General features: G+C 65.0%; 17 protein-coding genes. 3 read left to right on the top strand and 14 right to left on the bottom strand.

Features of this window, described 5'->3' with window-relative positions; all coding sequences use genetic code 11:
- Window positions 1–104 precede the first annotated feature (104 nt).
- The 4 genes from rpoD to rpsU all read right to left on the bottom strand — a co-directional run bounded on the left by rpoD (window position 105) and on the right by rpsU (window position 4,849).
- Entirely contained in the window at window positions 105–1,958 is a 1,854-nt protein-coding gene (gene rpoD / locus FOC67_RS23020) for an RNA polymerase sigma factor RpoD (protein ID WP_003085035.1), read from the bottom strand.
- A gap of 79 nt (window positions 1,959–2,037) precedes the next feature.
- Window positions 2,038–4,032 carry a DNA primase gene (gene dnaG / locus FOC67_RS23015; RefSeq protein ID WP_009315186.1) on the bottom strand — a complete coding sequence of 665 codons (1,995 nt, stop codon included), beginning with the start codon at window positions 4,030–4,032 and terminating at the stop codon, window positions 2,038–2,040.
- 82 nt (window positions 4,033–4,114) lie between these two features.
- Complete coding sequence (locus tag FOC67_RS23010) at window positions 4,115–4,564, bottom strand: GatB/YqeY domain-containing protein (RefSeq protein ID WP_009315187.1); 450 nt, start codon at window positions 4,562–4,564, stop codon at window positions 4,115–4,117.
- A 69-nt stretch (window positions 4,565–4,633) separates the two neighbouring features.
- On the bottom strand, window positions 4,634–4,849 hold the full coding sequence (gene rpsU, locus FOC67_RS23005) for a 30S ribosomal protein S21 (RefSeq protein ID WP_003085057.1): 216 nt from the start codon (window positions 4,847–4,849) through the stop codon (window positions 4,634–4,636).
- Window positions 4,850–5,049: 200 nt separating this feature from the next.
- Here rpsU and tsaD point away from each other — a divergent pair, with 200 nt between their 5' ends.
- Window positions 5,050–6,075, top strand: a complete 1,026-nt coding sequence (gene tsaD / locus FOC67_RS23000; RefSeq protein ID WP_003109020.1) for a tRNA (adenosine(37)-N6)-threonylcarbamoyltransferase complex transferase subunit TsaD — start codon at window positions 5,050–5,052, stop codon at window positions 6,073–6,075.
- Between the two features lie 78 nt (window positions 6,076–6,153).
- Here tsaD and plsY read toward each other — a convergent pair whose 3' ends face one another.
- Window positions 6,154–6,723 (bottom strand): glycerol-3-phosphate 1-O-acyltransferase PlsY, encoded by a 570-nt coding sequence (plsY, locus tag FOC67_RS22995; RefSeq protein WP_003085061.1) that lies wholly within the window; start codon window positions 6,721–6,723, stop codon window positions 6,154–6,156.
- 83 nt (window positions 6,724–6,806) lie between these two features.
- On the opposite strand from plsY, the gene folB reads away from it, so the two are divergent.
- Together folB and folK are read left to right on the top strand one after the other, a co-directional pair.
- Entirely contained in the window at window positions 6,807–7,160 is a 354-nt protein-coding gene (gene folB / locus FOC67_RS22990) for a dihydroneopterin aldolase (RefSeq protein WP_003099587.1), read from the top strand.
- Window positions 7,151–7,693, top strand: a complete 543-nt coding sequence (gene folK, locus FOC67_RS22985; RefSeq protein ID WP_003085067.1) for a 2-amino-4-hydroxy-6-hydroxymethyldihydropteridine diphosphokinase — start codon at window positions 7,151–7,153, stop codon at window positions 7,691–7,693. Before folB ends, folK begins: the two co-directional genes overlap by 10 nt.
- Here the strand turns inward: folK and FOC67_RS22980 are convergent.
- From FOC67_RS22980 to rsmA, 9 genes are all read right to left on the bottom strand, one after another.
- Window positions 7,666–8,898, bottom strand: a complete 1,233-nt coding sequence (locus tag FOC67_RS22980) for a multifunctional CCA addition/repair protein (protein WP_003099584.1) — start codon at window positions 8,896–8,898, stop codon at window positions 7,666–7,668. The two genes, folK and FOC67_RS22980, sit on opposite strands and share 28 nt — an antisense overlap.
- Before the next feature lie 43 nt (window positions 8,899–8,941).
- Window positions 8,942–9,448: a DUF4136 domain-containing protein gene (locus tag FOC67_RS22975; protein ID WP_003085071.1), complete on the bottom strand. Its 507-nt coding sequence runs from the start codon at window positions 9,446–9,448 to the stop codon at window positions 8,942–8,944.
- Window positions 9,449–9,541: 93 nt separating this feature from the next.
- Window positions 9,542–11,095 (bottom strand): SpoVR family protein, encoded by a 1,554-nt coding sequence (locus tag FOC67_RS22970; protein ID WP_003099581.1) that lies wholly within the window; start codon window positions 11,093–11,095, stop codon window positions 9,542–9,544.
- Complete coding sequence (locus FOC67_RS22965) at window positions 11,092–12,363, bottom strand: YeaH/YhbH family protein (RefSeq protein ID WP_003085075.1); 1,272 nt, start codon at window positions 12,361–12,363, stop codon at window positions 11,092–11,094. The genes FOC67_RS22970 and FOC67_RS22965 overlap by 4 nt, the downstream gene beginning before the upstream one ends.
- Before the next feature lie 100 nt (window positions 12,364–12,463).
- A complete protein-coding gene (locus FOC67_RS22960; RefSeq protein ID WP_003085078.1) occupies window positions 12,464–14,386 on the bottom strand; it encodes a PrkA family serine protein kinase in 1,923 nt (640 codons plus the stop codon).
- Between the two features lie 279 nt (window positions 14,387–14,665).
- The gene (gene glpE / locus FOC67_RS22955) at window positions 14,666–14,998 is read right to left on the bottom strand and encodes a thiosulfate sulfurtransferase GlpE (protein ID WP_003085081.1); all 333 of its coding nucleotides are present in this window, start codon (window positions 14,996–14,998) and stop codon (window positions 14,666–14,668) included.
- A gap of 43 nt (window positions 14,999–15,041) precedes the next feature.
- A complete protein-coding gene (locus FOC67_RS22950) occupies window positions 15,042–15,893 on the bottom strand; it encodes a symmetrical bis(5'-nucleosyl)-tetraphosphatase (protein WP_003113213.1) in 852 nt (283 codons plus the stop codon).
- Window positions 15,893–16,273, bottom strand: a complete 381-nt coding sequence (apaG, locus tag FOC67_RS22945; protein ID WP_003085085.1) for a Co2+/Mg2+ efflux protein ApaG — start codon at window positions 16,271–16,273, stop codon at window positions 15,893–15,895. The genes FOC67_RS22950 and apaG overlap by 1 nt, the downstream gene beginning before the upstream one ends.
- 36 nt (window positions 16,274–16,309) lie before the next feature.
- Window positions 16,310–17,116 carry a 16S rRNA (adenine(1518)-N(6)/adenine(1519)-N(6))-dimethyltransferase RsmA gene (rsmA, locus tag FOC67_RS22940; protein ID WP_003099569.1) on the bottom strand — a complete coding sequence of 269 codons (807 nt, stop codon included), beginning with the start codon at window positions 17,114–17,116 and terminating at the stop codon, window positions 16,310–16,312.
- Window positions 17,117–17,151 lie beyond the last annotated feature (35 nt).

The raw sequence follows: 17,151 nt of genomic DNA, 5'->3' as shown, positions 1-17,151 counted from the left end.
GGCGGTCTCGCGGTGGACGGGAATATAAGCGGAAGTGTAGACGCCGGGCGGCGGGGCAAGCGGCAAAGAAAAACCCCCGGTTTTTCAGGCCGGGGGTTCGTTCGTCACTCGTCGAGGAAGGAGCGCAGGTGCTCGCTTCGCGACGGATGGCGCAGCTTGCGCAGCGCCTTGGCTTCGATCTGGCGGATCCGCTCGCGGGTCACATCGAACTGCTTGCCGACTTCCTCGAGGGTGTGGTCGGTGTTCATGTCGATGCCGAAGCGCATGCGCAGCACCTTGGCTTCCCGGGCAGTGAGGCCGGCGAGGACTTCGCGGGTGGATTCCTTGAGGCTCTCGCTGGTCGCCATCTCGATCGGCGACTGCATGGTGGAGTCCTCGATGAAATCGCCCAAGTGCGAATCTTCGTCGTCACCGATCGGGGTTTCCATGGAGATCGGCTCTTTGGCGATCTTCAGTACCTTGCGGATCTTGTCCTCAGGCATGTCCATGCGCTCGCCAAGCTCTTCCGGGGTGGGCTCGCGACCCATTTCCTGGAGCATCTGGCGGGAGATGCGGTTGAGCTTGTTGATCGTCTCGATCATGTGCACCGGGATGCGGATGGTGCGTGCCTGGTCGGCGATCGAACGGGTGATCGCCTGGCGAATCCACCAGGTGGCGTAGGTGGAGAACTTGTAGCCACGACGGTATTCGAACTTGTCCACCGCCTTCATCAGGCCGATGTTGCCTTCCTGGATCAGGTCGAGGAATTGCAGGCCGCGGTTGGTGTACTTCTTGGCGATGGAAATCACCAGGCGCAGGTTGGCCTCGACCATTTCCTTCTTCGCCCGGCGAGCCTTGGCTTCGCCGATCGACATCGCGCGGTTGATTTCCTTGATCTCGGCGACGGTCAGCTCGACCTCGCTTTCCAGGGCCGCCAGCTTCTGCTGGTTGCGCAGGATGTCGTCGCGCAGGCGCTCGATGGCCTCGGCGTACTTCGGCTTGCTCTTCAGGACGCTGTCGACCCACTTCTCGTCGGTCTCGTGGTTCGGGAACAGGCGCAGGAAGTCGGCACGCGGCATGCGCGCGTCACGCACGCAGAGTTGCATGATGGCGCGTTCCTGGGCGCGCACGCCTTCCAGGGCGGAGCGCACGCGGGCGACCAGGGCGTCGAACTGCTTGGGCACCAGCTTGATCGGCATGAACAGCTCGGCCAGGCCGGTGAGTTCGGCGGTGGCCTGCTTGCTGCCGCGACCGTGCTTCTTCAGGGCCTTCTTGGCCTTGTCGAGCTGCTCGGAGACCGCGGTGAAACGCAGGCGGGCTTCTTCCGGATCCGGACCGCCGTCGCCTTCGTCGTCGCTGTCGCTGCTGTCGTCGCTTTCTTCTTCCTCGTCGTCCTTCTCTTTCGAGTCGGCGGAATCGTCCTTCAGGTTGACCGGCTCCACCTCTTCGGCGGGCAGGCTGCCGTCATCGGGATCGATATAGCCGCTGAGGACGTCGGAGAGGCGACCGCCTTCGGCGACGATGCGATTGTAGTCGGCCAGGATGCTGTCCACCGTGCCCGGGAACTGGGCGATGGCGCTCATCACTTCGCGGATGCCTTCCTCGATGCGCTTGGCGATTTCGATCTCGCCTTCGCGGGTCAGCAGTTCCACGGTACCCATTTCACGCATGTACATGCGCACCGGGTCGGTGGTGCGACCGATGTCGCTTTCCACCGCGGCCAGGGCCGCTGCGGCTTCTTCCGCTGCGGCTTCGTCGGTATCCGCCTCGGCCAGCAACAGGGCATCCGCATCCGGGGCTGTCTCGAATACGTTGATCCCCATGTCGTTGATCATGCGGATGATGTCTTCCACCTGTTCCGGATCGGAAATATCCTCCGGCAGGTGGTCGTTGACCTCCGCGTAAGTCAGGTATCCCTGCTCACGGCCTCGGGCGATCAACTCTTTCAGACGAGATTGCTGTTGCGCTTTTCCGGACATAACACCCTATCCACTGAAGGTCTTGGCGGGCAAAAAATAAGCAGAGGATTATACCTGATGCCTGGGCTGAGGCGCCAGTTCAGCTCTGGGAAGGCGATGAAGCGGCAACACTGTAGTGCTCTCTGAGCAAGGCTTTCTCTTCATCGGTCAGTTCACTGTAGCTCTTCTGCATGACGCTGCGTAAACGCTCCTCCCGCTCGCCGAAACGCTGGCTCTCGGAGAGTTTAGTAATGGTGTCGAAGAACTGCTTTTCAAGGTTCTCCTGGACGATCAGCCACTCCTTCTCGCCCAGGGCCTGCAGCAGGCGGCCCTGGGGCGTGCCGTGCCAGCGCGCGATGAGTTGCATCGAGCTCTGCCGCGGGTTCTTCTGCAGGGCTTCCAGCAGGGACACCAGCAACTGGGCGTAGGTATCCTGCTCCCTGGCGAGGGTGCCCGCATCGTCGACCTTCAAGGCCAACTGCGGATGATGCAGCAAGGTGCGCAGGGCGTTGAGGGTGGTGGACTCCACGCTGACCGGCGTTCGTTGCGGAGTCTTGAAGTCGCCGCGGCCGCCTTTGTCCCACTTCTTCTTGCCATCCCACTTCTTGCCGTCCCAGGGCTTCTTGTCCTTGTTCCAGCTCTTGCGCGGTTGCGCCTCGCCATAGCCTGGCGCAGCGTCGAATGGCGCATGGGAGGGCTCGTTCTCGTAGTAGGCGCTGGCGGCGAAATAGTCGTCGCCGTCCAAGACGCCGCTCGCTCCGTGGTCCATGGACGACGGCGGCGGGCTGTGGTGCGCCAGTTGTCCGATGTTTTCGCCGGACAGGCCGGTGATTTCCGACAGACGTTGCCGCATCAGCAGGCGCAGGTTGTTCCCGGGAATCTTCTCCAGCAGCGGCGCGGCGAGGGTCGCCAGGTGGGCCTTGCCTTCCAGGGTGGCGGGGTCGGCCTCGAGCATCAGTTGCTGGAAGAAGTACTCCGCCAGCGGCTGGGCCTGCTGGGTGATGCGTGCGCGGAAGGCATCCTCGCCCTCGGCGCGTACCAGGCTGTCCGGGTCCTCCCCCTCGGGGAGGAACAGGAAGCGCACGCGCTTGCCGTCCTGCAGGTTCGGCAGCACCGACTCCAGGGCGCGCCAGGCCGCCTTGCGGCCGGCCTGGTCGCCGTCGAAACAGAACAGGATGCTCGGTACCAGGCGGAACAGGCGCTTGATGTGTTCCTCGCTGGTCGCCGTGCCGAGGGTCGCCACCGCGTTGCGGATGCCTTGCTGGGCCAGGGCGATGACATCCATGTAGCCCTCGACCACCATGATCTCGTCGAGGTCGCGATTCTTCTGCCGGGCTTCGTAGAGTCCGTAGAGTTCCTGGCCCTTGTGGAAGACCGGAGTCTCCGGGGAGTTCAGGTACTTCGGCTTGTCGTCGCCGAGCACCCGGCCGCCGAAGGCGATGATCCGCCCGCGGCTGTCGCGGATCGGGAACATCACGCGATCGCGGAAGCGGTCGTAGCGCTTGCCGGTGTCGCTGTTCTCCACCAGCAGGCCGGCGTCGAGCATGGCCTTGAGTTGCAGGTTGTCGCCACCCAGGTGCTTGAGCAGGTTGTCCCAGCCGGGCGGGGCGAAACCGAGGCCGAAGTCGCGGGCGATCTCGCCGGTCAGGCCGCGGCCCTTCAGGTAGTTCACCGCGGCCTTGCGCGCCGGGTGGCTTTTCAGCGCCTGCTTGTAGAACTCGGCGGCGGCGCTGAGCAGCGGGTAGAGCGGCGAGTCGGTCGGCTGGCGCGGCGTGTGCCCGCGTCCGCCGCGTTCCTCGCGCGGCACGTCCATGCCGGCGCGCTTGGCCAGTTCCTCGACCGCCTGGGGGAACTCCAGCTGGTCGTGGTCCATGACGAAGCCGAGCGCGTTGCCGCCGGCGCCGCAGCCGAAGCAGTAGTAGAACTGCTTGTCCGGGCTGACGGTGAACGAGGGAGTCTTTTCCTTGTGGAACGGGCAGCAGGCGCTGTAGTTCTTGCCGGTTTTCTTCAGCTGGATGCGCGAACTCACCACCTCGACGATGTCGGTGCGGTTCAGCAGGTCATCGATGAAGCTTTGCGGTATCAGGCCGGCCATGGTGTTCTCGAAAACGACGGCGCGTGGGCGCAGAGCGGCAGCATAGCAATTATCGCCGGGCCGATCAGGCCGGCGCGGTGTTTCAGGAGGAGAGGCGCGCCTTCAGGCGCTGACTGACCTGTGCCATGTCGACGCGACCCTGGACCTGCGGTCGCAGCAGGTTCATCGCCTTGCCCATGTCCTGCGGACCCTGGGCGCCGCTGTCGACGATGCTGCGCTCGATCAGGGCGTCGATCTCATGGTCGTCCAGGGGCTTGGGCATGAAGTCCTGGAGCACGAGGATCTCGGCGGTCTCGACCTCGGCGAGGTCCTGGCGGCCGGCGTCGCTGAACTGGCGCTGGGCGTCGCGGCGCTGCTTGATCATCCGGTCTAGGATCAGCAGGGCTCGGGCGTCATCCACCTCGATGCGTTCGTCGACTTCGACGCGCTTGATGTCCGCGAGGGCCAGGCGCAACGTGGTCAGCCGCGGCTTGTCCTGGGCGCGCATGGCGACCTTGACGGCGTCGAGGAGGCGGGATTTGATTTCGCTCATGGCGGAAAGCCGAAAGCCCGGCCGAGGCCGGGCTGAGGCACGATCACTGACGCGTGGGCGTCGAGTGGATCAGTACAGGCGCTCGCGACGGCGCTGTTCGCGCTGTACTTTCTTCGCGTGGCGCTTCACTGCGGCAGCGGCCTTGCGCTTGCGCTCGGCAGTGGGCTTCTCGTAGAACTCGCGGCTGCGAACTTCAGCCAGTACACCTGCTTTTTCGCAGGAGCGCTTGAAACGACGCAGGGCTACGTCGAAGGGTTCGTTCTCTTTTACTTTGACGGCTGGCATCCAGGTCGTACCTTCACTGATTACCGGGGGTTGAACGTACTCCGGCAAGGTGGCGCGGATACGTCGGTTTTCAAGGGTTGCGGATATTAACGGTTCGGCCGGAGGAATGCAAAGCCTCCGATCGAAAAACACTGGTCTGGCGCAAAGCCGCCGATTATCATGCGCGGCTTCGTATTTGCCAAGCTCTAAGGCTCAAGCCCATGCGCGTGCTGGGACTGGAAACGTCCTGCGACGAAACCGGCGTCGCCCTTTACGACAGCGAACGCGGCCTGCTGGCCGACGCGCTGTTCAGTCAGATCGACCTCCATCGCGTCTACGGCGGCGTCGTGCCCGAGCTGGCCTCGCGCGACCACGTCAAGCGCATGCTGCCGCTGATCCGCCAGGTGCTCGACGAGTCCGGCTGCACGCCGGCGGATATCGACGCGATCGCCTATACCGCCGGCCCCGGCCTGGTCGGCGCCCTGCTGGTGGGGGCTTCCTGTGCCCAGGCGATGGCCTTCGCCTGGGGCGTGCCGGCGGTCGGCGTGCACCACATGGAAGGGCACCTGCTGGCGCCGATGCTGGAAGAGCAGCCGCCGCGGTTCCCGTTCGTCGCCTTGCTGGTTTCCGGCGGTCACACCCAGTTGGTGCGGGTGGACGGTATCGGCCGCTACCAGTTGCTTGGCGAATCGGTGGACGATGCCGCCGGCGAAGCCTTCGACAAGACCGCCAAGCTGATCGGCCTGGGCTATCCCGGTGGTCCGGAAATCGCCCGCCTGGCGGAGCGCGGCACTCCTGGCCGCTTCGTGTTCCCGCGGCCGATGACCGATCGCCCCGGCCTGGACTTCAGCTTCAGCGGGCTCAAGACCTTTACCCTGAACACCTGGCAGCGTTGCGTCGAGGCCGGCGACGACAGCGAGCAGACCCGCTGCGACATCGCCCTGGCGTTCCAGACCGCGGTGGTCGAGACCCTGCTGATCAAGTGCCGTCGCGCCTTGAAGCAGACCGGCCTGAAGAACCTGGTGATCGCCGGCGGTGTCAGCGCCAACCAGGCGCTGCGCAGCGGCCTGGAAAAGATGCTCGGCGAAATGAAGGGGCAGGTGTTCTACGCCCGCCCGCGCTTCTGCACCGACAATGGCGCGATGATCGCCTACGCCGGCTGCCAGCGCCTGCTCGCCGGCCAGCATGACGGCCCGGCGATCAGCGTCCAGCCGCGCTGGCCGATGGAGTCGCTGCCGGCGGTCTGAGTGGCCGCCAGGTCGCAGTCAGGCAGGTGTCGATGACGCAGCTGGGCCAGACTGCATGAAGTTTTTTCCTTTTATGGATTAGAAATGCCGTTCGCGGCCGGCGAACAGATCGCGTAAGTTGGCGCGGTGCCGCCAGACGATCAGGCCGGTCAGCACGGTCATCGGCAGCAGCGCTCCGGGCTGCTGCCAGGCCAGCAACGGCAGGGTCAGCGGGGTGGCCACCAGCGAGGCGAGCGAGCTGGTGCGCGACAGCTTGAAGGTCAGCAGCCAGGCCGCCGCGGCCAGCAGTACGGCCGGCGGATAGAGGCCGAGGAGCATGCCCGCGGCGGTGGCGACACCCTTGCCGCCGCGGAAGTTGAAGTACAGCGGATACAGGTGGCCGATCACGGCGGCGATGCCGACCCAGGCCTCCTCCATCACGCCGAGCCCCAGCCAGCGGGCGACCAGCACCGGCAACAGGCCTTTGCCGACGTCGCCGAGCAGGGTCAGGATGGCGAGTTTCTTCCCGGCGACGCGCAGCATGTTGGTCGCGCCGGGGTTGCCGGAACCGCTGGCGCGCGGGTCCTGGGTGCCGAACCAGCGGCTGAGCAGGACGGCGAAGGAGAGGGAACCGAGCAGGTAGGCGAGGATCGCCAGTAGCCAGACCATGGATTCCACCGAGGACGAGGATGTCCTCGATTCTAACGGGGCGGCGCACGCTTGTCGTGGCATCCCTTGGAGCGGGTAGCGAAGTGGACAGAGTTTTTATCGAAGGCTTGGAGGTCGATACCGTCATCGGCGTGTACGACTGGGAGCGCGGCATCCGTCAGTGCCTGCGCCTGGACCTGACCCTGGGCTGGGACAACCGTCCGGCCGCCGCGGGCGACGATCTCGCCCTGGCGCTGGACTATGCCGCGTTGTCCGAGCGGGTGCAGGAATTCGCCCGGGAATCGCATTTCCAGTTGGTGGAAACCTTCGCCGAGCGCCTCGCCGAGGTACTGATGGGCGAGCGCGGCATTCCCTGGCTGCGCATCCGCGTGACCAAGCCCGGCGCGGTGCCGGCGGCCCGTGGCGTTGGCGTGGAGATCGAACGCGGATGTCGCTGATCCCGGTCTACCTCGGCCTCGGCAGCAATGTCGAGCGTGAGCGCCACCTGCATGCCGGCCTCGATGCGCTGGCCGGTTTCCTTCATGACCTGCGTTGCTCGCCGGTGTTCGAGAGCGAGCCGGTGGGTATCAAGAGCGGGCCGTTCTTCAACCTGGTGGTGTCTGCCCGCACCGATCTGCCGCTGGCCGAACTGAGCCTGCGACTCAAGCACATCGAGGCCGACAATGGCCGCTATGCGCCAGAGCGCAAGGGGCTGCCGCTGGATATCGACGTGCTGTTCTACGGCGACCTGGTGGGCGATTTCGATGGCCTGGTGCTGCCGCGCGCCGAAGTGCTGAAGAACGCTTTCGTGCTCTGGCCCTTGTCCGAGCTGGCGCCGAACCTGGAGCATCCGGTCGCCCGCCAGCCGCTGGGCGATCTCTGGCGCGAGGCGAGGATCCAGCAGAAGCTCTGGCCGGCGCCATTCGAATGGCGTGGCCAGGCGTTGACTCCCGAAGCGCTGCTTCAGGCCTTTCCGCGTTCTTCCTTGTAGGCCTTGAGTGCGGCGAGGCGCGCACGCTTCAGCGCCTCGCCCAGTTCCGCGCCCTTCAAGCCCTTTTCCACCAGCGGCTTCACGCTGACTGCCCGCGCTGCCTGCGCCGCGCCGAGCAGGTAGGCGGCCTGCGGATAGTCCCGCTGTTCCAGGCCGAGGCGGCCGCGCGCGTCCATCTCGCTGGCGGCGACGAACTCCTCGAAACGCTGCGGGCGGCGATACACGTCGAAGCTCTGCAACAGCTCCAGCAGTGTATTCGGGCGCAGCTCCAGCGCCCGGTGGGCATGGGTGTGGTACTCGCCCACCAGGCGCGCCAGTTCCTGGCAGTCGCGCGGCACCCTGAAGCGCTGGTTCACCGCATCGATCAACGGCACGCCGCGAGCCTCGTGGGCGATATGGCGGGGCCAGTCCGCTTCGCTGGTGAGTCCCTTGCCCAGGTCGTGCAGCAGGCAGGCCCAGCGTACGCTGAGCGGCTGCCGGTGGCGGGCGCATTGCTGCAATACCGACAGGACATGGACGCCGGTATCGATTTCCGGATGGTGGGCCGCCGGCTGCGGTACGCCGAATAGCGCCTCGACTTCCGGGATCAGTTCGGCCAGGGCGCCGCAGTCGTGCAGGACCTGGATGAAGACCTCGGGGTTGGGTTCCATCAGGGCGCGGGAAATTTCCTTCCAACTGCGCTCCGGGGTCAGCGCCTGCAACTCGCCGGATTCCGCCAGTTGGCGCATCAGGGCGAGGGTTTCGGCGGCGACCCGGAAGCCCAGGCCGGCGTAGCGGGCGGCGAAGCGCGCTACGCGCAGGACCCGCAGGGGATCCTCGGCGAACGCCGGGGAAACGTGGCGCAGCAGGCGCGCCTCGAGGTCGGCCTGGCCGCCGTAGGGGTCTATTACCCGGCCCTGTTCGTCCTCGGCCATGGCGTTGATGGTCAGGTCACGGCGAGTCAGGTCTTCCTCCAGGGTCACCTCGGGGCTGGCATGGAAGGTGAAGCCGCCGTAGCCGCGCCCGCTCTTTCGCTCGGTGCGCGCCAGGGCGTATTCCTCGCCGCTCTGCGGATGAAGGAAGACCGGGAAGTCGGCGCCCACCGGGCGGTAGCCGCGGGCGAGCATCTCGTCGCTGCTGGCACCGACCACCACCCAGTCGATATCGGTGACCGGACGGCCGAGAAGGCGATCGCGCACGGCGCCGCCGACCTTGTAAATCTGCATGGGAATCCTCCGCGTGATAGGCGGAAGTCTACCCCAGGGTGTCCTAGCGGGCGCGTGGAAGCTGCCGGAGCAGGGCGCCGACCGCCAGTTCGAGCTGTTCCGGATTGGCCCTGGCGGGGCTGAGGCCGGTGCTTACCATACCTTCCCAGAGAACGCGCTCCTCCAGGTCGACCAGGCGCACGCGCAATGTCCCGGTTTCGTCGCGCAGGCGGTGGATCGCCAGATAAGGCCCCATGCCGGAGGTGGGCGGAAGGTCGGGGCGGAACTCCAGCGGTGCGTCGCGTAGCGCCAGCCAGTAGTAGACGCGGAATTGCGGGGTAGCGCTCTCGTGGTAGCCGTGGGCCGCCAGTCCCTGGCGCAGCTCTGCGTTTATCAGCGGATAGCGGTTGCGGTAGGGAAGGGCGTCGACCGCCTGTTCCGGCGGCATCAACTGGAAACCTTGCAGGCCGGGCAGTCCGGCGCTGGCCGGATGGGTCACCCGGGCGCTGGGGATGTGGCTGGCGCAGGTGGCCAGGACGAGGCAGAGCAGGACGATGGCGAACAGGCGCATGGCGGCTCCCGTGGACGGCCGGCTTCTTGTTCTGCTGTGGGCGCCCCGACCGTGCCGGCATGCTGGCCGGCGGTCGGGGCGGACGTCAACCGATCAAATGGGCGGGATGATCAGGTCCAAACGCGGGTAGCCTTCCTCGCCCTCGCTGGCGCCCTTGGGCGGCATGTGGTGGGTCTGCACGAGCTGGTCGCCCTGCAGGGTCTCCAGGTGGATATCGAAGCCCCACAAGCGATGCAGGTGCTTGAGCACGTCGGCGGTGGAGTCGCTCAGCGGCTGGCGGTCGAACTGCTGGTGGCGCAGGGTCAGCGAGCGGTCGCCGCGACGGTCGACGTTCCAGATCTGGATGTTCGGCTCGCGGTTGCCGAGGTTGTACTGCGCCGCCAGGGTCTCGCGGATGGTGCGGTAGCCGGCTTCGTCGTGGATCGCCGCGACCAGCAGGTCGTCCTTCTGGTCGTCGTCGAGAATGCTGAACAGCTTCAGGTCGCGAATCACCTTGGGCGAGAGGAACTGGAGGATGAAGCTTTCGTCCTTGAAGCTCTTCATGGCGAACTTCAGCGTGGCCAGCCAGTCGCTGCCGGCGATATCCGGGAACCAGCGGCGGTCCTCGTCGGTAGGTTCCTCGCAGATGCGGCGGATGTCGCGGTACATGGCGAAGCCCAGGGCGTAGGGGTTGATGCCGCTGTAGTAGGGGCTGTCGAAGGACGGCTGGTAGACCACGCTGGTGTGGTATTGCAGGAACTCCATCATGAAGCCGTCGTTGACCAGGCCTTCGTCGTAGAGGTCGTTGAGCAGCGTGTAGTGCCAGAAGGTCGCCCAGCCTTCGTTCATCACCTGGGTCTGGCGTTGCGGGTAGAAATACTGGGCGATCTTGCGCACGATGCGGATCACCTCACGCTGCCAGGGCTCCAGCAGCGGCGCGTTCTTCTCGATGAAGTAGAGGATGTTCTCCTGCGGCTCGCTCGGATAGCGCGCCATGGATTGTTCCTTGTCCTTGCCGCCGACGCGCGGGATGGTCCGCCAGAGGTCGTTGACCTGGCGCTGGATCAGTTCCTCGCGCTCCTTCTGCCGCTGCCGCTCCTCTTCCGCGGAAATCGGGTAGGGCCGCTTGTAGCGGTCGACACCGTAGTTCATCAGGGCGTGGCAGGAGTCGAGCAGGTCTTCCACCGCGTCGATCCCGTAGCGCTCCTCGCACTGCATGATGTACTGCTTGGCGAACACCAGGTAATCGATGATTGAACTGGCATCGGTCCAGGTGCGGAACAGGTAGTTGCCCTTGAAGAAACTGTTGTGCCCGTAGCAGGCGTGGGCGATCACCAGCGCCTGCATGCACTGGGTGTTTTCCTCCATCAGGTAGGCGATGCAGGGGTCGGAGTTGATCACGATCTCGTAGGCCAGGCCCATCTGGCCACGCTTGTAGTTCTTTTCCGTGCTGAGGAAGTGCTTGCCGTAGGACCAGTGGTTATAGCCGATCGGCATGCCCACCGAGGCGTAGGCGTCCATCATCTGCTCGGCGGTGATCACCTCGATCTGGTTCGGATAGGTATCCAGGGCATAGCGCTCGGCGATCCTGCTGATTTCCCGGTCGTACTGCTGGATCAGCTCGAAGGTCCATTCCGAGCCGGTGGCGATGGGCTGGCGCTTGCTCATGCGACGAGCCTCCTCTGGAACAGCTCGCGGAACACCGGGTAGATGTCCGATGCCGAGACGATCTGCTGCTGGGCGAAGCTGTCTTCGAAGGCTTCGCGCACGCGCTCGTACTCGAACCACAGGGCCTGGTGTTCGCGCGGGGTGATCTCGACGTAGGTGTAGTACTGGACGAACGGCATGATCTGCTTGAGGAGGATGTCCCGGCACACCGGCGAGTCGTCGTTCCAGTTGTCGCCGTCCGAGGCCTGGGCGGCGTAGATGTTCCACTCATGGGTCGGATAACGCTCGGCCATGATCTCCTGCATCATCTTCAGCGCGCTGGAGACGATGGTGCCGCCGGTCTCGCGGGAGTAGAAGAACTCCTCCTCGTCGACCTCGCGGGCGCTGGTGTGGTGGCGGATGAACACCACTTCGATCTTCTCGTAGTTCCGCTTGAGGAACAGGTAGAGCAGGATGAAGAAGCGCTTGGCGATGTCCTTGGTCGCCTGGGTCATCGAGCCGGAGACGTCCATCAGGCAGAACATCACCGCCTTGGAGGTGGGGTTGGGCTGCTTGACCAGCAGGTTGTACTTGAGATCGAAGGTATCGAGGAACGGTACCCGGTCGATGCGCGCGCGGAGCCTGGCGATTTCCAGTTCGAGTTCCTGGATATCGCCGAGATTGTCCGGCTCTTCGCGCTTGATCCGCTCCAGTTCCTTCAGCGCCGCGCGCAGCTTGGCCCGGCTGCCGCCGGACAGCGCGATGCGCCGCGCATGGGCCGAGCGCAGGGTGCGGACGATGTTGATGCGCGACGGGTTGCCGTCGTTGCTGATGCCGGCGCGGACGGTCTTGAAGGTGTCGGTGCCGGTGATGTGGCGCTTGACCAGGTTAGGCAGCTCCAGGTCCTCGAACATGAAGTCGAGGAATTCCTCCTGGGTGATCTGGAAGACGAAGTCGTCCATGCCTTCGCCGCTGTTGCTGGCCTTGCCGCCGCCGCGGCCGCCCCCACCGCCGGATGGGCGGGCGATGTGCTCGCCGGCGGTGAATTCCTTGTTGCCGGGGTGGACGACGGTCTGCCGCCCGCCGCGGCCATGGTGCAGCACCGGTTCGTCGATATCGCGCCCGGGAATGCTGATCTGCTCGCCGTGCTCCATGTCGGTGATGGAACGCCGGCTGACGGCCTCCTCGACGGCCTTCTTGATGTGTTCACGGTAGCGCCTCAGGAAGCGCTGGCGGTTCACCGTGCTCTTGTTCTTGCCGTTCAGACGCCGGTCGATGACGTAGCTCATGAATGCTCCTCAGGGCCTGTGGCGCCCCGCCGGAGCGGAGGCGCCGAGGTCCGAATGCGACGGCGACCGGTACGGTCGCAGCGACCGTACCGATGGCAGACTACTGCGACTTGCGAACCCGCAGGTACCATTCCGACAGCAGGCGGACCTGCTTCTCGGTGTAGCCGCGCTCGACCATGCGTTTGACGAAGTCGTTGTGCTTCTGCTGGTCCTCCTTGCTGGCCTTGGCGTTGAAGCTGATGACCGGAAGCAGGTCCTCGGTGTTGGAGAACATCTTCTTCTCGATCACCACGCGCAGCTTCTCGTAGGACAGCCAGCTCGGGTTCTTGCCGTTGTTGCCGGCGCGGGCGCGCAGCACGAAGTTGACGATCTCGTTGCGGAAGTCCTTCGGGTTGCTGATGCCCGCGGGTTTCTCGATCTTCTCCAGTTCCTCGTTGAGGGCGGCGCGGTTGAGGATCTCGCCGGTTTCCGGGTCGCGGTATTCCTGATCCTGGATCCAGAAGTCGGCGTACAGCACATAGCGGTCGAAGATGTTCTGACCGTATTCGCTGTAGGACTCCAGGTAGGCGGTCTGGATTTCCTTGCCGATGAACTCGACGTAGCGCGGCGCCAGGTATTCCTTGATGAAGCGCAGGTAGCGCTCGCGGGTTTCCGGCTGGAACTGTTCCTGCTCGATCTGCTGTTCGAGGACGTAGAGCAGGTGCACCGGGTTGGCCGCTACCTCGTGCGGGTCGAAGTTGAATACCTTGGAGAGGATCTTGAAGGCGAAGCGGGTGGAAAGCCCGGCCATGCCTTCGTCGACCCCGGCCGAGTCGCGGTATTCCTGGATCGACTTGGCCTTGGGATCGGTATCTTTCAGGTTTTCGCCGTCATATACCCGCATCTTCGAGTAGATATTCGAGTTTTCCGGCTCTTTCAGCCTCGACAGCACGGAGAACTGCGAGAGCATCTTCAGGGTGTCCGGCGCGCAGTGGGCATGCGCCAGCGAGCTGTTGACCAGCAACTTGTCGTAGATCTTGATCTCGTCCGCCACGCGCAGGCAGTACGGCACCTTGACGATGTAGATGCGGTCGATGAAGGCCTCGTTGTTCTTGTTGTTGCGGAAGCTGTGCCATTCCGACTCGTTGGAGTGGGCCAGGATGATGCCGCTGTAGGGCAGGGCGCCGAGGCCTTCGGTGCTGTTGTAGTTGCCTTCCTGGGTCGCGGTCAGCAGCGGGTGCAGGACCTTGATCGGGGCCTTGAACATCTCGACGAATTCCATCAGGCCCTGGTTGGCCCGGCAGAGGGCGCCCGAGTAGCTGTAGGCGTCCGCGTCATTCTGCGGGTATTCCTCCAGCTTGCGGATGTCGACCTTGCCGACCAGCGCGGATATGTCCTGGTTGTTCTCGTCGCCGGGCTCGGTCTTGGCGATGGCGATCTGGTTGAGGATCGAGGGGTACAGCTTGACCACGCGGAACTGGCTGATGTCGCCGCCGAACTCGTTGAGGCGCTTGGTTGCCCAGGGCGACATGATCGAGCGCAGGTAGCGCCTCGGGATGCCGTAGTCCTCCTCGAGGATGGCGCCGTCTTCGTCGGGGTTGAACAAGCCCAGCGGCGACTCGAAGACCGGCGAGCCCTTGATCGCGTAGAAGGGCACCTTCTCCATCAGTTGCTTGAGTTTTTCCGCCAGGGAGGATTTACCGCCGCCGACCGGGCCGAGCAGGTAAAGGATCTGCTTCTTCTCCTCCAGCCCCTGGGCCGCATGGCGGAAGAACGCGACGATCTGGTCGATGCATTCCTCCATGCCGTGGAAGTCGGCGAACGCCGGGTAGCGGCGAATCACCTTGTTGGAGAAGATCCGCGACAGCCTGGAGTCCACCGAGGTGTCCAGCAATTCCGGCTCGCCGATCGCCATCAGCAGGCGCTCGGCGGCAGAGGCATAGGCTGTCTTGTCTTGCTTGCAGAGGTCGAGATATTCCTGGAGGGAATATTCCTCTTGGCGGGTCGCTTCGAAGCGTTCCTGGAAGTGACTGAAAATGCTCATGACGTCTCCTCGCTCGATGCAGTGAGCCGGCGCGGGATCGGTCGTGCGGGTGCGGGGGGGCCGCCAGCCAGGCCGGCGAGAATCCCCCAGACTCCGTCGCTGCACGGTGCTTCCCTTTCCGCCAGCGCTCCTAACGGTCACAGCCGATGGCCCGGAAGCCGGTGTGCCGGCTCTCCCCTGTTTTGGATGGCCTGAGGAAAAGAATAGTTCGTTCTGGACGGAGTAAAGGAAGAAAGGCGAGAGAAGTTACAGTTTTTTTTGGCGGGGTAGCGGCGTGGCCTACTCCGCTTCGCCGCTGCTGGTATCCGCGGGATAGACGCTGCGCCATAGCTCGAAGCCGCCGTCGAGGCTGTAGACGTCGCTGAAGCCCTGCTGGATGAAATAGGCGGCGGCGCTCTGGCTGGAGTTGCCGTGGTAGCAGACCACCACCAGCGGAGCGTCGAGGTCGGCGGCGGCGATGAAGTCCGCCACCGAGTGGTTGTCGATGTGCCGCGAGCCGCTGATATGGCCGACAGCGAAGCTCTGCGGGTCGCGGATGTCGACCACCTGGGCGCCGTTTTCGCGGAGCTGGCGGACCTGTTCGGGGGCGATGCGCTGGAAGGTGTCGCTCATGTCGGGGTACCTGTGTACAGGGCGTCCACCGGACGCCGGGGATTCATGCGGGCGTGGCGGCGGGTCTGGCCGGCGCGCGCTGTTCGGCGCAATCGCAGCTCAGGCGTTCGCCGCTGTCGACGTTCAACAGGGTCATCCGCGCGCCCCAGACGCAGCCGGTATCCAGGGCGAACAGGCCGGGCTCGTCGCAGTGGCCTTCGAGGGCCGCCCAGTGGCCGAAGATGATCTTCTCGCCGCGGGTCTTGCGCGAAGGGAAGCTGAACCAGGGGGCGTAGCCGGGCGGCGCGGTGTCGAGGCCTTCCTTGCTCTTCAGGTCGAGCTTGCCATCTTCGGTGCAGAAACGCATGCGGGTGAAGTAGTTGGTGATCACCCTCAGGCGATCGATGCCATGCAGCTTCTTGTCCCACTTGGCCGGCTCGTTGCCGTACATGCCGTCGAGGAACAGCGGCAGGCGCTGGTCGTCGCGCAATGCTTGCTCCACCTCGGCTGCGCGCAGGCGGGCTTTTTCCAGGCTCCACTGCGGGGGGATGCCGGCATGCACCAGGGCGACCTTGCGTTGTTCGTCGTAGTGCAGCAGCGGCAGGCGACGCAGCCAGTCGAGCAGTGGCTCGCGGTCCGGCGCCTCGAGGATTTCCCGCAGCGTGTCGGACTTCTTCAGGCGCTCGGACTTGTGCGCCACCGCCAGCAGGTGCAGGTCGTGGTTGCCCAGGACGCTGACCACCGACTCGCGCATGGCATAGAGGAAGCGCAGCGTCTCCAGGGACTGCGGGCCGCGGTTGACCAGGTCGCCGACCAGCCACAGGCGGTCCTTGGCCGGGTCGAAGGCGACGCGCTCCAGCAGGCATTTCAGGGGATCCAGGCAACCCTGCAGGTCGCCTACCGCGTAGACCGCCATCAGTGCAGCGCTCCCGGTACGGCCAGGCGGAACACCGGGATCGCGGCGTCGAAGGCGATTCCGTCGCTGCCGAGCATCTGATAGCTGCCGCGCATGCTGCCGACCCGGGTCGCCAGCACCGTGCCGCTGGTGTAGGTGTGTTGCGCGCCGGGGGCGATCAGCGGTTGCTCGCCGACCACGCCGGCGCCGCGAACTTCCTGGGTACGGCCGTCGCCGTCGGTGATGATCCAGTGGCGCGACAGCAGTTGGGCCGGAACCTCGCCCTGGTTCTCGATGGTCACCGTGTAGGCGAAGGCGAAACGGTTCTGCTCCGGGGCGGACTGTTCCGGAAGGTAGCGGGTGTCGACCCTGACGTTGACCTGGTGCTGGGTATCGCTCATACGGCTTGCCTGATTCCTGACGAGTGTCTCATCAGACTAACGATTGCCTGGCAGCTCGGCCAGCCGGTTGGCCAGGCGGACGAATGCGGCCAGGTCGAGTTGTTCGGGACGAAGGGTCGGATCGACCTCTGCGGCCTCGATGTCCTCGACGCTCAGGAGAGGCTTGAGGGTGTTGCGCAGGGTCTTGCGGCGCTGGTTGAAGGCCTCGCGGACCACCCGTTCGAGCAGTTTCGGGTCGCGTGCCGGATGGGGCGGCTCGGCGAAGGGGGTGAGGCGGACGATGGCCGAGTCGACCTTGGGCGGCGGGTTGAACGCGCCGGGGCCGACGTTGAACAGGTGCTCCACCCGACAGTGATACTGGACCATGATCGAGAGCCGGCCCCAGTCCCCGCCGCCCGGCGTGGCCGCCAGGCGCTCGACCACTTCCTTCTGCAGCATGAAGTGCATGTCCTCGATCACCGGCGCGTGCTCCAGCAGATGGAAGATCAGTGGCGTGGAGATGTTGTAGGGCAGGTTGCCGACCACTCGCAGCTTCTCGCCGCTCTCCACCAGCGAGGCGAAATCGAACTTGAGGGCGTCGCCCTGGTGCAGGCTGAAGCGCGACTCGAGGCCGAATTTCAGCTTCAACAGGGGGATCAGGTCCTGGTCGAGCTCGATCACGTCCAGGCGTGCGCCGCTGCCCAGCAGTCCCTCGGTCAGGGCACCCTGGCCCGGGCCGATCTCCAGCAGGCGCTGACCCTCGCGGGCATGGATGGCACGGAGGATGCGGTGAATCACCCCGGCATCGTGCAGGAAGTTCTGGCCGAAGCGCTTGCGCGCGCGGTGTTGGTAAAGCTCGGACATTGGAAACGGTTCCAGGCTGCGGGCCCCAGGCCAAG

Origin of the sequence: Pseudomonas sp. FDAARGOS_761 (assembly GCF_013343155.1) — a bacterium.
GTDB classification, from domain to species: domain Bacteria; phylum Pseudomonadota; class Gammaproteobacteria; order Pseudomonadales; family Pseudomonadaceae; genus Pseudomonas; species Pseudomonas aeruginosa.
The sequence above is the reverse complement of the archived record's forward strand: the minus strand, read 5'-3'. Positions and strand labels throughout refer to the sequence as shown.